Source organism: Ruminococcus bovis, from assembly GCF_005601135.1.
GTDB lineage: Bacteria > Bacillota > Clostridia > Oscillospirales > Acutalibacteraceae > Ruminococcoides > Ruminococcoides bovis.
Window position 1 is genome coordinate 502,619 of sequence record NZ_CP039381.1, and the last position, 16,236, is coordinate 518,854.

Consider the following 16,236-nt stretch of genomic DNA (forward strand, 5'->3'; position numbering starts at 1 on the left):
AACTAAAATTATACAACTAAAATTATACAACTAAATAACTATATTAATCTAAAACAACACAGAACATAACAAAGTCCTCATCACCTGTATTGATGATACTGTGGCTATTGCCCATAGGGCAATAATGACACTGACCGGCAGAAAAAGATTCTTCACCGTCATTATAAAGGACTTTAGCATTGCCACTGATAGCATAAACAATTTCACCGTTACCCTCATGCTTATGATAACCGATAGATGCACCCGGCTTTAGGACAGCTTTCATAATCTTGCCATGCTCATCGTCAAACATCTGAGCAGAGATTTCTTTTTCGCCACCTTTAAAATTTTTGATAACTGTTGTTTCCATATTATTATAATCAAAAATCACAATAAAACACTCCTTGCTGTAAATAAACTGTTAACATTATACCACCAAAATATGAATAAATAAAGTGGAAAAACCAAATTGTTTTTGCATTTTTCATTCATAGTTCATAATTTATTAATAAATTCAATCAAAAACAATCAATAACAAGTGAATTGACAAAGTTTTCACAATGTTTTTCTTCAAAAAATATAAAAAATGTGCAAAAAGTGTTGACATTACAGAAAATATATGTAAAATATAATTTTGCAAATTAAATTATTCCATTTTTAAAATGAATAAATGCAAAGATATAAAAAATATAAATTTAAAATTAAAAGGAGTTTTTACTATGGGTAACGAACTATACAACAACACAATCATCCTAAACAAGCTATGTAAGGCTATCACATACAACTACCGTAACTGTGCACAGACAAGCCTAGTTAATGATGAGGTTATCTCACCTACAGGTATGGCTATCCTTACTAGTCTTTATGTAAACCCTAGTGATGACACAATCAGCAACATTGCAACCAACATCTATGTTTCTAAGGGCCTTGTTTCAAGAGAAGTTGAAAAGCTTCGTAAAGACGGTTACCTACAGACTATCTCTGATGAAAATGACAGAAGAATGGTAAGACTAAAGCTTGTTGACTCAACAATCCCTCTGGTACAGAAAGAAATGGAAACACTTGATGTTCTAACTGATAAGGTTACTGAAGATGTTTCTGAAGAAGATTTCAAGAAGTTCCTTGAAATTGTTGACAAAATTCAGAACAACCTTAACCACCTAGCTTATTCCGATACACATAACTAATAAAATAACTAGTAGTATTTTCCTTCAATATAGCTGTCACGAAAGTGGCAGCTATTTTTTTATATTGTAAGTAATTTGTAACCCTAAATTGTATGTGCTAAAATGATATGACCCAATAAAAAAGAGGAGTAACTTCAAAATATGGTATAATGGAATCGCTCAAAAACATTAACCTAAGAAAGAAGTACTCCTCATGAATATAATAACACAAGAAGCAAAGAAAAAGCAAGCCATAGTAAAATACGCACTAAGAAAAGGAAAAAGCGAAGCAAGTAGAGTGTACGGTGTAAGTCTTTCAAGCGTAAAGAGATGGTGTAAACAATATGACGGTACCTGGCAATCGCTATTGCCTAAATCACGCAGACCACATAGTCATCCCAACAGACACACAAAAGAGAAGAAAGACAAATTAGAAATTCTTTTAAAAAGTGCTATGAAAGATATGGATGGGATGGAGTATACAGTGATTTAAAGAGAAAAGGATATACAAGAAGCTATTCAGGAATGATATATGCTGCAAAAAGAATGGGCTTAGTAAAATATAAAAAGACCAAGAAAAAGAGCCGTAATCATAGAAGATATCCGGAGCTGTTAATACCTGGAGAAAAGGTGCAGATAGATGTAAAAGAAGTGCCATATAATTGCTTAAGAGGTAAGGCTTTAAGGGACGGAAAGCATTTTTATCAATGGACTGCAATAGATGAATGTACAAGGATGAGATTTGTATATGGGTTTGAAGAACATACACGGAAAACTCAACTAAATTCTTGAAAATGTTATTAAAAGAATTTCCGTTTAAAATAAAACGGTTCAAACAGATAACGGAAGAGAGTTCACATATAAATATCAAAGCAGTGAAGTGAAAAGTCCTTTTGAAATAGAATTGAACAAATTAGGTATAAATCATAAATTAATACCACCACGAACACCTTGGCACAATGGGAAGGTAGAAAGAAGTCATAGAAACGACCAAAGATATTTCTATGATTGGGAAACATTCAAAAATATTGAAGAATTAAATACAAAGTTAAAAGGACATTTAGAATGGAGTAATAACAAGACAATGAGAACACTTGAATACAAAAGTCCAATGCAGTTATTGAGTGAAAAGTTAGAATTGAAATCCATTAACTGATAATTCATAATCAAAAAGTCAGTAAAACAAGCGAAATATTAAATCATATTTTATTTTTACCCTAAAACGGGTCATATCTATTTACAACACAGATTGTAAGTAATTTGTAACCCTAAATATTGTTGACTTATAATATACCAAATGATAAAATGAATTAGTTAGAGTATGTGTATTTTTAGCCTAGTAATCAGCTGATTATTACACAGTTTTTATAAAAATAACTAAATTTATATTTGAGGTATAATTATGGCAAAAACAATGATTGTTACCAGTGCTACTTCAGGCATTGGCAAGGCTATTGCAAAGAAATTACTAAAAGAATCAACAGATAAAAACGACAAGCTAATTATAAATTATTTCGACAAAAATCAGATGGAAGAAATGTCAAATGAACTTTCCGATACTGATAAAGAAAAGGTTACTTTCATTTATGCCGATATGTCAACATATGAAGGTATGGAAGGTTTCGTTAATGATGTACTAAAGGTATCTGACAAAATCGACTGGCTTGTATGTAACACAGCTATCGGCACATACAAGAAGTTTGAAGAATACGACTATGAACTATGGGACACAATTCTAAGAACTAACCTTTCTGTTCCTACATTTATGGTACAGAAGTTTAAGCCACACTTTAATGATGGTGGCAAGATTATCTTTATGGGTTCACTATGTGGTAAACTTTCATACAGCTCTTCCCTAGTATATTCTGTTTCAAAGGCAGGTGTTCATCACCTAGCAAAGTGTTTACTTAAGGAATTTGATGGTCAGAATGTTTCTATCAACGCTATTGCACCATCATTTGTTGAAACACCTTGGCAGAAGGGTCGTTCACAGGAAAGCTACGACAGAATCAACAGAAAGATTAACCTTCACCGTTTTGCACAACCTGATGAAGTTGCAAAACTTGTATATGACACAATGACCAATGACTTTATCAACGGTACATTACTGGAAATTAGTGGTGGTTACGAATATTTCTAATTAATACTTTAAAATTCACTTATTTGGAGTATATAAAAAATGCTAACACAACATCAAGAAATTTTGTATCAGTTACTTATTGAGATTGCTGATATTTGCACAGAACACAATATTTCTTACGGTATTGGTAGCGACACACTTTTGGGAGCAATCAGCATTAACTCTATGCTTCCGGAAAGCCACACTATCTCTGTTTATATGAAAAGCAATGACTACTACAAGTTTATTGAAATTTGCAGTAAAAAATGTGAAAGGACAAACCATCGTTTCTTAGATTGCAGAGAAACCAATGAGTTTTGCACAAATTCTTTTGCCAGATATGTAAACACAAAAACAACTTTAATTGACAAGCACAACCTAATTACCGGTGACAAAGCAGGTATCGGTGTTGACATTTACTGCTTGGATAATGTTAGAAATCACAAAAATGATGCTGAGCATTATTACAAAAAGTTAAGGCTTTACTGTGACTTTCTTAACAATAGCAAAAACTACAGTATACCGTATGAAGACAACAAATTTTCTTATCTATTTAATAAAGCAAAAGGCAAAGTAGTTTCTAAAGAGTCTATTCTTCAGTCTTTAGAATCTAACCTGGAAAAATTTAATAATTACAACTGCAACTTTTATATGGTTAGAGAACCTTCATTGCCTGTATGTATTCCAAAGAAAATTGTAGGTTCATTTAATTCTATAGTAACCATTGCAGGTAGAAAGTTCAGAACTTTTGAAAATCCTTATTCTTACCTTTCTATTATATATGGTGAGGAATGGATGTATCAGAACAGTCCTAAAAATACAGATGATACACTTATACTTAATAAGAAAACTACCTATGAAAATATTAAGTCAGAGCTATATAACTTTATTGACAAAGATGACCTTGATAAAAAGTATAATAGCAAAAAGAACTTTGACTTTTTAACAGAAAAGCAAGGACTAAAGGTTCAGGACTTTAGAAGTAAAATTGAACTTATAGGCAAAAGCCTTGAGGACCACAACTTTTTGCGTAGCAAAAATGATGAAATAGAAAAATCTATTGAAGAAGAAAACTACAACAAGCTTTCTGAGATTTTTTCTGAGTACATAAAAAATCAAAGCAGTAAAAAATTAATCGGTAGCAAGGATTTGGACAACATATATCGCTACCATCACCCACTACTGATTAAGATTGACCCTGAATATTATGAGGCAGTTGTACTTACACTTTTTCATACCAGCAGAATTGACAAAGCAAAAAGGTTCATTCAAGTTTACTCATATCATTTCAAGAAAACAATTGTAATGAAGGTAGTTGAAGAAAATATTTTCCACTACAAAAAAGCCCTTGTTCTCATTGATGAAAATAAATTTGACAGAGCTATTACCCTACTTGATAAACTGCTAAAGAAATATCCTAAGAATATTTCTTTTATTAAACTGAAAATATATTGTTTGTTAAAAAGTTTCTTTGCTGATGACCACACAGTAGAAATCAAAGGTCTTATTAACTTAGGACTTGAGATGTTCCCTAATGACGGTGATTTGCTAAAGTATCAAAATGAGCTTTTGATAAATGATGACCTAGAAAAAGCTATTCTGGGATACATTGATGCTTACTTTAAGACAGACAATATTATTACAAAGAGAGAAATCAGGTATACCCTTGATAAGCACCTTGATACACTTATTAAGGATACCCATAACATAGATTTTCTTGACAGACTTCTGCTTATTCTTAACGATGACTTTAGGTTATACAACAAAAAGTTTCAGCTAATGAATAATGAAATAGAACAAACAGAAGGCAGAGAAAGAAAAGCTAAAAAGCAATATGACTTTGTGTATTATCTTGTTAACCTAAGATATAAATACAAAGAAAAATTTGCTCAAAATATTTTTTCAAAAACAGAAACAACAATATCACAGTGGTATCACAACATTGTTAAAGGAATTTGCAACAATGAGTTTATCACCTGTGTTTCAGCAGAGATAATCAACTGTACTGACTTTAACAAGCTGTCTATGATACTTGACAACATAGACAGTCATATGGTGAACCTAGATATTGGTGACATTAATTATCTATACTGTTTAATATTAAAATCCCATGTGCTAAGAAAAATTGGAGAATTTCAAAAGTCTAGCAAAATTCTGATTCAGGTTGCTAAGGAGAACAAAGACCCTTACTTAACAATTGTAATCAAAAAGGATTTTTTAGGTGAAATAAACTGTATTTATAGAGAACTTACAAGTTCAACCGAACATATTTATGACAGTAGTTTTGATAGCAAAATCAGTGCTAAAAAAATTAATGAAAAAGAAAAAAGTGATGAAAAAACTGTTTATGATTTTTATACAGACAGAATCAAGGGTATCTACCCAAGTGTTCTGAATTTCTTAGAGATAATCACTAAGGTTGGACTGATAACTGTTCAGCAAAGAAATGACTTTGTAAAAGACCTTTCTATTGATGAAAGCAGTACCTTTAATAAAGAAACTGCAGAAACTCTCTATAACTTAACTAGTCAAATTCAAATTTAATGTAAGGAAATAAAAAGCTATGATGACTGATAAACAAAAACATTTGTATGTTCTATATAAAGAAGTAGATGAATTATGTAGAAAGCACAATATTGACTACCAGCTTGCCGGTGGTACTCTAATCGGTGCTATTCGTCACAGAGGTTTTATCCCATGGGATGACGATATGGATATTACAATGACAAGAAACAACTGGGAAAAGTTTGTTGAAGTTTGTAAGACTGAACTACCTGATGACAGAATTCTGGAGTGTCAGGAACTTAACCACAACTTCCACAATGTTATTGCAAGATATACAGACAGAACATCATCTGCTGTACACTCAACACAGGTACTTTTTGATGATGTAGCAGGTGATATGATTGACATTATCTGTTATGACTATCTACCTGACAACAACAAATCATGGAAACAGTATACAAAGGATATTACACTATACAGTGACCTTATTAACCCTTGTATTGTTTATTCCTATCGTTTCGGTTACAACCACCTAAGATACGGTTTCTACCGTTTAAAAATGAGATTTCAGGGCAAAGACAAGGTTCTTGATAATCTACAGAAAAAGATGTTTAGCTACAAAGAAGAGGATTGTCCTTATGTAGTTCTTCGTTGGGGTGGTACACCACTATTATTTAGAAAAGAAATATTTGGTGACAGTAAGAACTGGGTATTGTTTGAAGATACTATGGGTCAAGCACCTGACTATATCAGCGACTACCTTGTAGAACACTATGAGGATGAATGGATGTTTGTACCTCCTGCTACCGAACAGGCAGGTCACAACGCTATCTTCTCACTTGATACTGACTACAAAGTTATCAGAAACGAAATTAAGCATTTTGTTGACCCTGAAAAGCAGATGAAAACTTTTCTTCGCAAGAAAGCTTTTGTTATGCCTTTTATGTCACTATGGCTTGTTGTTAAGAACTTTAACATTTTAGTTTCTCTAAAGTCAAAGGCAAAGGGCTTTAGAGATGAATATAACAATTGCAAGGCTGATATTAACAGAGCATATGAAAACAACGACTTTGCTACTCTTGAAGAAATTTTCTCAGACTATATTGCACTACAGTTCCGTAAGGACTACTTTGGTCGTGACAACTACAATGATGTTTATAAGTACCGTCATCCTGTACTGCTAAAGTTACCGGATGAAATTGCCGACAAGGTTGTACTTACTCTGTTTAACAGAAACAACATCTCAAAGGCAATGAGATACATTACAGTTACCGAACAGAAGAAAGCAGTAACACCATATATGCTAAAGCTAAAGAGAGATATTCTTTTCTTTAGAGAAACTGTACACAACACAAGTATTGGCAAGTTAGTTGACGCTGAAGAACAAAGTGAGTATTTATACAAGAAATATCCTTACTCAATCGGTGTTATTAAGCTAAGAATTTACATTCTAATGAAACTTGGAATGAACAAATATTTCCACGACATTAACAAGCTTGTTAACCAAGGTCTAAAGATTTATCCTGATGACGGTGATCTTCTAAAGTATCAGCTTGACCTTGAATGTGGTGGAAAAACCGAAAAGCTGGTAAACTCATATATTGATGCATTCCACAACACTCTAAATGGATTTACTCAGCTTGATATTCAGGATATTGTTACAGAGAACCTTCCTAATATTAATACAATTTTTGATGCAGAAAAAGCACTTTCTGTTCTACCTGAAAACACAGAGCTAATCAACAAATATGTTGACCTGGTAATTAAGGAAGGCAAAAACGACAAGGTATATTCACTGTTTGCATTTCTTAAAGATAAAATCCGTTTTCTCTCTGATAAATACGAAAGCACAGTTAACAAGGTTACTTCTTTCTTTATTGCAGTTGAAAAGGAAAACAAGCTATTCCTAAACTCACTGCTTTGTGAAGATTATGATGAACTTCTAAAGCTGGAAGAAAAGGTTAACAAGCTACAGGACTCAAGTGTTAAGGACCTTATCCTTGGTGATATTCTTTACAAAAAAGGTGAAAGTAAAAAGGCTATTGAGTCTTACATTAAGGCAACAGAAAACACAGATAATGACAAGACACTTTGCATCTTAAAGTACAGATTCTTTAGTGACCTTGAAAAGCTGGATAGCTACTTAGAACAAGTTAACTTCTTACGCAAACTGAATATTGAAACAAGAAAAGAAGAAGAAGCCTCTGAAGAAAGAAAGGCAATTATGCGTAAGAATATGTTTGAACAGTGGAAAGCTCCATACAAAGACAGTAAGACAATCAGCAAAATCTACAGCAAGGTTTCTCTAATAGACAAAATGTTTGTTGGTGAAGAAATTGACCTTACAACAATGATTGACATTATTGAAGAAGTAGGTGCATATGCTGACCCTGAGGTTAAGACAACTCCTATTGTTTTAGGCAAAAGATTTAGAAATACTGTTGATGGACCTCAGCACACAGACCACAACCTAGTTGCTCCCGGTGATAGTAATGTATGATAAATCTGCAAGTATTTATGTAGTAAAGTTACTTGAAGAACTTGATGATATTTGCAAGAAAAACAATATTTCCTATTCCCTATACGGCAAAACTGCAGTAAGTGCAATTACAAAACACACTATTGAAGATGATTGTGCCAGAATAATAATGCATAATGATGACTTTACAAAGCTATGTAAAGCGATGAGCAAGGAAAGACTCTACACAAGAACCTTTGATTCTATGTACAACAATCCTGAATATATGGATTATTCAGCAAGATACTGCAACAGTGAAACAACAAATATTTCCCTAGACCAAAAGTCAAACACCTTTATGTCCGGTATATATGTTGAGATTTTGCCTATTAGAAATGAAGAAACTACCAAGTTTCAACATTTCAAGTTGAGATTTTTTGAACATGGATGGGAAAAGCACTTTTGCAGTTTTGTAAATGTTGAAAGTTTTAAGTACCTTTTGCCTGTACCTATTATTAATATAATGAAACTTACCGGCAAAAACAAAACATCCAAAAAGATTTTTGAGAAACTTTCATTAGCCTATTCAGGGAAAATCACTTCCCGTTGTTCTATTAAGGGCTTTAACGAAACACTGGAAACTTTCTCTTATGACCCACTTGCAAAAACAAAAAATGTAGAGATTGACGGTAAAAGCTTTTCAATCTCTACTAGGATGGACTCTATCTTGGATAAACTGTTTAGCTATGATTGGCGAAATGAAATTCCAAAGGAAGAAAAGGACAACATTGTTCTCCTAGACACTTCCTGCAAACAGTTTTCAAGAACACTAACTCGAAACAAAAATATATGGAAAAGATATTTTAGAAGGAAGTCACGACATATGTTTATTTACAAATTTTCTAATAAATATGACAGACAGAAGAAACACATTTGGAGCTTAGCAAAAAGAACCGGCACAAGAGCCAGACTACACTTTTACTATATGCCAAAGATGGGTGTTATTCGTAACCTTGAGAAAAACAAGGACTACTACAGACTGTCACAGATTATGAGACCAAACAGAATTGCAACACTTATTGCTTTTAAACAAGGCAAAGGCTTTGCAGTTAACAAAGAGCTTTTTGATATTCAGATGATGTTGTTTAGATTTGAAGGTAATGATGAAATTGCCGATAAACTGGAAGAAATCACTCCTGAGTATTATATGAACTCTATTATCTCTCTTGACTCAAAGTAAGGTAATCTTATGAAAAGAATTATTAGCTTTTCTTTACTGATAGTTTTCCTCATTTCTTTTGCAGGATGTGGAAAAAGTTCTGAAAAAACCGAAAGTACAGAACAGTCAAAAGCTACTTCACAATCAGTTACTGCCACTACCCATAATACTGAAAAAACTACTGAGAAAAAAACTACCGAAAGTTCAACTACCAAACCAACTGAAAAGAAAGGTAAACTTTCCGGTTTTAAGGTTCTACTTGATGCAGGTCACGGATGTAGTGGCAATTATGTTGAACCAAAGTATAAAGGTGCAAGTGACAGTGAGGTAACTTACGAAAACAGTTCAACAGGTACTACCGGTGTTGTAACAAAAAAGCGTGAGGGTGACTTAACTCTTGAAATTGCTTTGAAGTTGCAGAAAAAGTTACAAAATCTCGGTGCTGATGTGCTTATGATTAGAACTAAGAAAACTACACCAATGAGCCTTGTACAAAGGGCAGAATACGGCAACAAGCACAAAGTTGACTTAGCGTTTAGAATTCACGCCGATGGACTTGATGACCAATCAGTTAACGGTGCATCTACCCTATATCCATCAGCAGAACATATTAATAATAAAATAGCAGAAAAAAGTAAGAACATTGCGTCAATTATTCAAAAGGAATACATTAAGTCTACAGGACTTGCCGACAGAGGTACTGTTGAAAGAAATGATTTAGTAGGTTTTAACTTTACTACTGTTCCTTGTGTTCTTCTTGAACTTGGTTTTATGACAAATCCTGAAGAAGACAAGAAAATGTCAGACAAAGAATTCCAGAAAAAAATGGTTGACGGTATAACAAACGGAATGATTGCTTATTACACAGATAAGCATTAAATATTTTTGAGGTGATATTTTATGTCAAATGGAAAACATGGAAATAACGGTCACAAAGGACTTGTAATCTTAATTGTAGTTGTCCTTATTGTAGCAATTCTTGCAGTTGGTGGTTTTGTATTTAGAAGTGAACTGTCAAAGGCATTTAACAGTGCTAAGGATACTATTATCGGTACAACAACTACCACAACTACTACTGTTTCAACTACTGAGCCTACAACAACTTCTCCTATTAGTCAGAATGTAATTAAAGCTGAAGAATATACTGAGAAAATGTCACTAAACGAAAAGGTTTGTCAGTTATTTGTTGTAACTCCTGAACAGTTAACCGGTGTTGATGTAGCTACAATGGCAGGTGAAACAACAAAATCTCAGCTAGAGAAATACCCTGTCGGTGGTATTGTTTATTATCCTCAAAATGTTGAAAGTGAAAAGGCATTTAACGAAATGATAGACACTACTCAGTCTTACTCAAAAACACCTCTATTCATTATGAAGGATGGCTCAAAAACAACATTTACTTACAAAGACCAGCTACAGGTTTCTGACAGTCTGGCAAAAAGCAAAAACATTAAGAAAGATGTTCTGACTGCTTTTAATGACGGCAACCAGATTATCCTAATGCCAAAGGACTTAGAAACTGCAGTAAAGACAATTACAAGTGCAGTTAAAAACGGCAAAATTAAGGAAGAAGACCTTGATGTTGCAGTTGCCGAAATTATCAACACTAAATACGAAAACGGTGTTATGAAGTAATAGTCTTATTTTATTATAGTATTATTGTATTATTGTATTATTGTATTATTGTATTATAAGCAAGATGGTATTGTATTATAGACAAGATAATATTGTATTACAGGCAAGATAGTATTGTATTATAGGCAAGATAGTATTGTATTACAGATAAGATAAAATAACTTATAAGTGGGCATTTAAATGCCCACTTTTTCTTTTGAATTTTAGTTTTTTAATTTTTGTTTTTTTAATTTTGTCTTTTTAATTTTGTCTAAGATAACCTCAATCACTATAACAAATTAGGGTTTGTGGAGATGTTGTATTATAAAAAATGTAAACTATGTGCTTGTATAAACTGTAAATTACGTGATTGCACAATTAATAATATAACAATATTTTGTAGCATAAACAGTACCGATTTTTATATCATATTATGGCTCACAGTTGTAGGGGCGAACAGTGTTCGCCCGTTAGAAAGTGTGATACCTATGGGATTATTGTCCTGTTTACAGGCTATAAATTTATAATATCTACATATGGCATAATACCTTTATTTAGGATAGTTTGTAACGGGACATCAATGATGTCCCCTACACCTGTAACTCATAATTTTTCTTATATTTTATAGTTAGAAATAGAGGAAAGTTTCAGCTATGATGATATTTTAAACAAGTTTAAAATATCAATCACTCCTTCAGTCGATTTATAAAAGGTAAATTGCCGTACCGTCAATTTACAATCGACAGCTCCCTCAGCGAGGGAGCCTTTGTCTTTACTATAATTTTTAATTATTTATTAGTCTGTACTATTTAAAAAATTTGTGTACTAGTTTTTTAGATTTGTACAAACTGTGTCTGCCTCCCTCGCTGAGGGAGGTGTCACCGAATGGTGACGGAAGGAGTGATTGGAATTGTAAATTCATTTACAATTCCATATTAACTGAAACTATCAAATAGCACCACAAACCCCAATTTATTGTACTAATTTTCCTTTACCCACAGACAGAATTGAAAAACCTAATTCATCTAACATCATAACTGAAACTGAGAAAGGCATAGTATGCAAAAAACATACTATGCCTTTACTTATAATACACTATTCAAATTATAATACACTATTATAACTTATAATACTTTGACCTGTATCAAGGAGAACCTTGTTCTATTTATAATCTACTAAAATTTATTTGCCTACATTATTACTTTATAAATATAAACAACTAAAATTAATAAACAACTAAATTAAAATCATCTAACCTCACACAACACGATTGTTGTATTATCAATAGCACCTTTTGCATAAACCATTTTCATCATATCATTTACGCAATCGGAGATGCTGTGGGTTTCCACCAAGAAAGCCTCAATATCCTCAAAGGACAACATATCGGTAAGACCGTCTGAACAAATTAAGAATCTGTCACCTTTTCTAATCTTTAGGGACACAATATAAGGGTCAATCCTAAATTCATCAGTAGGAATACCAATGTGCTGAGTTAAAGGTGGTTTCTTAAAGATAGTACCCTCAGCTACATGGTCAACAGAAATTTTCTGCAACTTGTTGCCACGCAAAAGAAAAATTCTACTGTCACCAAGGTTACAAGCATATACTTCCTTTTTGCCGAAGAAAAGCATAGCAGCAGTTGTACCCATATACTGAATCTTGTGTCTTTTTGCAAAGCGACAAACATTTCTGTTCATTATGTAACAAATATCAACAATACTCTGTACATCAAGGTCAACAATTGACTTATATATATTGTTAAAGGTTGTAGCAGAAATTGAAGATGCAATCTCACCACAGGCCTCACCACCCATTCCGTCAAAAACACAGAATGCACCGGTTAAATCTTTTAAATTAATTTGTCCGGTGATGGTTCTCTGTTGTCCCTCATTTTCTTCAGGTAAAAAGTCACCCATACACCAGTAGTTATCTTGATTTTTCTTTCTAACTTTTCCCTTTTTACAAAGGAAAGCATAACCTATTTTTCTGGACATAATTAAACCCCATTCTTTTCTTTATTGTATCATAGAGTTTTATTTGTTGCAAGTATTATATATATTATTTACTTTTCTGTAAAAATATAGCATAAACTATTTACTATTTAAAGGTTATACTCTTATAAAATATATCAGTATTTTCCTTGTTCATAATTTATTCATATATTATTAATTTCCTTATAAAATTTTTACAAAAATAACCTTGTTTATTGTACTTTTTTACAGTAGTAAAATTTTTGTAATTTTGATAGAATATATATGGGATTTTTTATTTTAAAGGAGGACACTTTATGAAATGCAAAAAGAAATTTGTTAGCTTTGTACTTTCACTATGTATGGCAGTAACTGCAACATCTATCCCTGTTGTATCAGCTGTATCAGTAGACAAGAGTGCATCAAAAGCTAGCACAACAACTGTGTCAACAAGTGCTAATGCTTATGGTCTTGCTGACAACATTCAGGATGGTCAGATTCTTCAGTGCTTTAACTGGTCATTTGACAACATCAAGAAAAATATGAAAACAATTGCTGAACAAGGCTTTACTGCTGTTCAGACATCACCTATTCAGGTAGCAAAGGAATCTACTGCAGGTAAAACTGCAAAGGGTAGCTGGTGGGTACTTTATCAGCCTGTTGACTTTGCAATTGAAACTAATGCTCACGGCACAAGTGCTTTAGGTACAACTTCTCAGTTCAAGGCAATGTGTGATGAAGCTCATAAGTACGGCGTTAAGGTTGTAGTTGATGCAGTTCTTAACCATATGGGTAACAAGTCTAAGAACGACCTTTCACCATGTATTCCTGACGAAATCAGAAACAACAGTTCTCTATGGCATGATATTTCTAAGAACAGCTGGTATGCTTCTCGTTACGATATTACACAGTACTGTATGGACGGTATTCCTGACCTTAACACAGGTAACAAAACAGTTCAGGACTATGCAACAAAGTTCCTAAAGGAATGTGTTGATAACGGTGCTGACGGTTTCCGTTTTGACGGTGCTAAGCACATTGAAACACCTGATGACTCAGGCTTTGGCAGTGACTTCTGGCCAACAGTTCTAAATGCAACTACAAGCTATGCTAAGTCAACAAGAGGCGTTACACCTTTCTATTATGGTGAAGTTCTTGATAAAACAACAGGTAACGATGACCAAAGTAACGGTCAGTCAATCGTTAATTCTTATACATCTCTAATGAGCATTACACTATCTTCAGTTTCTAACAGTATCAGAAACGCAGTTAACAGCAACAATGCTCAGGGTGCTATCAGAAGTGACTTTAACCTAGATGACGGTTCAAAGGCTGCAGGTAACAAGTCTGTTCTTTGGAACGAATCTCACGATACATATCAGGCAGGTACTTCAAGCAATGTTGGTAATGCAAATATGGACAAAACATGGGCTTTAGTTGGTACAAGACAACAGGCTTGTGGTATGTATCTTGCAAGACCTAACAACTGGGGTTCTGCAATGATGGGTCAGGCTGATGTAACTAACTGGGCTGATGAAACTGTTAAGGCTATTAACAAGTTTAAAAATGATATGATTGGTCAGTCAGAATATCTATCAGCAGAAAAAGGCATTGCTTACAACGAAAGAGGCACAAAGGGTGTTGTTCTTGTAAGCTGTGGTAGTAACAATGTTAATGTAACTGCTCACAAGATGGCAAACGGTACATATAAAGATGTTATTACAGGTAACGATTTCCAGGTTGCTAACGGTAAAATCTCAGGTACTATCGGTTCATCAGGTGTTGCTGTAGTATATGATGCTAAAACAGGCCCACTAAATACAATTTCTCAGGCCGGTGGTTCATTTAAGGCTAATACACTAGACCTAACACTTGGTCTAAAGGATGCTACTTCCGGTACATATCAGATTGATAACGGTACAGTAGAAACATATACAGGTACAAAGACAATCACAATCGGTAAGGGTGTTGATTTTGGTTCAACAATCACAGTTAAGCTAACTGCTACAGACGGTACAGATACATCTAACGCTTCTTATACATTTAAGAAAGTAGACCCAGACCAGATTCAGAAGATTTACTTCGATAACTCATCATACAACTGGTCAAGTGTATATGCTTACATTTACAACGATACAGATTCAGTTGCAAAATGGCCTGGTAAACAGATGACTAAGGACAGTAGCACAGGCTACTATGTAGTAGAAGTTCCTGATGAATTTGCTAACGGTTCAGTTATCTTTGCAGAAAACTCAACTGCTACAACAAACCGTTATCCGGCAGATATGGAACCGGGTCTTGAACTTTCAGGTTCTTCAATGAAGTTCTCTGCTAACCACAAGTGGGAAGAATATAATCAGCAGACAACTACTACAACAAAACCAACTACAACTACTTCAAAGACAAATCCTACAACTGCAACAACTGTTCCAAGTGCAACTTACCTATACGGTGACCTAAACTTTGATAAGCAAATCAATGTTAAGGATGCAGTTGAAGTAACAAAATATATTGTTAGCAAGGTTACATTCACAGACATTCAGAAGAAGGCTGCTGATGTAAACGGTGACGGCAATATTGATGTTAAGGATGCAACACTTATTCAGAAGTATGGTATCAAGATGCTTGATACATTCCCTGCAGGTAAAACATTCTCTTACAGTGACCCTACTGCTCCTACAACAGCTACAACAAAGCCAACTACAGTAACAACAACTACAAAGCCAACTACAGCTACAACTGCAACAACTGCTCCAAGTGGCAACACAATCAAGATTGATATGTCTGCAATTGCTACCGGCACAGAAAGATGGGCTGCTTACCTATGGAACGACACAGGTAGTGTTTGGGTAGATATTAAAGACAATACTCTATCAGTTCCTTCAGGTTACGAAAACCTAATCATTTGCAGAATGAACGGTGCAACAACTGAAAACAACTGGGATAACCGTTGGAATCAGTCAGAAAACCTAAAGGTTAGTGGTGGCACAACTTACAAGGCTACAGGTTGGGGTTCAGGTAACCTATTCTCAGGTACTTGGGCATAATTAAAACCTAATAAAACCATTACAAAAGCGATTATTCTTATGAATAGTCGCTTTTTTCTTGTTTAATATAGATTTTATCTATATTTATACATATGTTAACAATTGACTTAATTATATAATGATGATATACTAAATTTATATATGTTTAAATAATCT

General features: G+C 33.7%; 13 protein-coding genes. 11 read left to right on the forward strand and 2 right to left on the reverse strand.

Annotation, left to right across the window (positions count from 1 at the left end; translation table 11 throughout):
- Positions 1-43 precede the first annotated feature (43 nt).
- Positions 44-370 (reverse strand): cupin domain-containing protein, encoded by a 327-nt coding sequence (locus tag E5Z56_RS02455; RefSeq protein WP_138156369.1) that lies wholly within the window; start codon positions 368-370, stop codon positions 44-46.
- A 328-nt stretch (positions 371-698) separates the two neighbouring features.
- Here E5Z56_RS02455 and E5Z56_RS02460 point away from each other — a divergent pair, with 328 nt between their 5' ends.
- From E5Z56_RS02460 to E5Z56_RS02505, 10 genes are all read left to right on the forward strand, one after another.
- Positions 699-1,166, forward strand: coding sequence for a MarR family winged helix-turn-helix transcriptional regulator (locus E5Z56_RS02460; RefSeq protein ID WP_175405350.1), 468 nt, complete (start codon positions 699-701; stop codon positions 1,164-1,166).
- A 193-nt stretch (positions 1,167-1,359) separates the two neighbouring features.
- Positions 1,360-1,638: a helix-turn-helix domain-containing protein gene (locus E5Z56_RS02465; RefSeq protein ID WP_138156371.1), complete on the forward strand. Its 279-nt coding sequence runs from the start codon at positions 1,360-1,362 to the stop codon at positions 1,636-1,638.
- Positions 1,639-1,670: 32 nt separating this feature from the next.
- The gene (locus tag E5Z56_RS02470) at positions 1,671-1,937 is read left to right on the forward strand and encodes a hypothetical protein (RefSeq protein ID WP_138156085.1); all 267 of its coding nucleotides are present in this window, start codon (positions 1,671-1,673) and stop codon (positions 1,935-1,937) included.
- 88 nt (positions 1,938-2,025) lie between these two features.
- Complete coding sequence (locus tag E5Z56_RS02475) at positions 2,026-2,301, forward strand: integrase core domain-containing protein (RefSeq protein ID WP_138156198.1); 276 nt, start codon at positions 2,026-2,028, stop codon at positions 2,299-2,301.
- A gap of 246 nt (positions 2,302-2,547) precedes the next feature.
- Entirely contained in the window at positions 2,548-3,285 is a 738-nt protein-coding gene (locus E5Z56_RS02480) for an SDR family NAD(P)-dependent oxidoreductase (protein WP_138156372.1), read from the forward strand.
- 39 nt (positions 3,286-3,324) lie between these two features.
- The gene (locus E5Z56_RS02485; protein ID WP_138156373.1) at positions 3,325-5,808 is read left to right on the forward strand and encodes a LicD family protein; all 2,484 of its coding nucleotides are present in this window, start codon (positions 3,325-3,327) and stop codon (positions 5,806-5,808) included.
- 19 nt (positions 5,809-5,827) lie between these two features.
- Positions 5,828-8,269: a LicD family protein gene (locus E5Z56_RS02490; RefSeq protein ID WP_138156374.1), complete on the forward strand. Its 2,442-nt coding sequence runs from the start codon at positions 5,828-5,830 to the stop codon at positions 8,267-8,269.
- Positions 8,262-9,467, forward strand: coding sequence for a LicD family protein (locus E5Z56_RS02495; RefSeq protein ID WP_138156375.1), 1,206 nt, complete (start codon positions 8,262-8,264; stop codon positions 9,465-9,467). Before E5Z56_RS02490 ends, E5Z56_RS02495 begins: the two co-directional genes overlap by 8 nt.
- Positions 9,468-9,476: 9 nt before the next feature.
- The gene (locus E5Z56_RS02500; RefSeq protein ID WP_138156376.1) at positions 9,477-10,325 is read left to right on the forward strand and encodes an N-acetylmuramoyl-L-alanine amidase family protein; all 849 of its coding nucleotides are present in this window, start codon (positions 9,477-9,479) and stop codon (positions 10,323-10,325) included.
- Between the two features lie 21 nt (positions 10,326-10,346).
- Positions 10,347-11,081 (forward strand): hypothetical protein, encoded by a 735-nt coding sequence (locus tag E5Z56_RS02505; RefSeq protein WP_138156377.1) that lies wholly within the window; start codon positions 10,347-10,349, stop codon positions 11,079-11,081.
- Between the two features lie 1,226 nt (positions 11,082-12,307).
- Here E5Z56_RS02505 and E5Z56_RS02510 read toward each other — a convergent pair.
- The gene (locus tag E5Z56_RS02510; protein ID WP_138156378.1) at positions 12,308-13,057 is read right to left on the reverse strand and encodes a PP2C family protein-serine/threonine phosphatase; all 750 of its coding nucleotides are present in this window, start codon (positions 13,055-13,057) and stop codon (positions 12,308-12,310) included.
- Positions 13,058-13,350: 293 nt separating this feature from the next.
- On the opposite strand from E5Z56_RS02510, the gene E5Z56_RS02515 reads away from it, so the two are divergent.
- Positions 13,351-16,080, forward strand: coding sequence for a starch-binding protein (locus tag E5Z56_RS02515; protein ID WP_138156379.1), 2,730 nt, complete (start codon positions 13,351-13,353; stop codon positions 16,078-16,080).
- Positions 16,081-16,236: the final 156 nt, after the last annotated feature.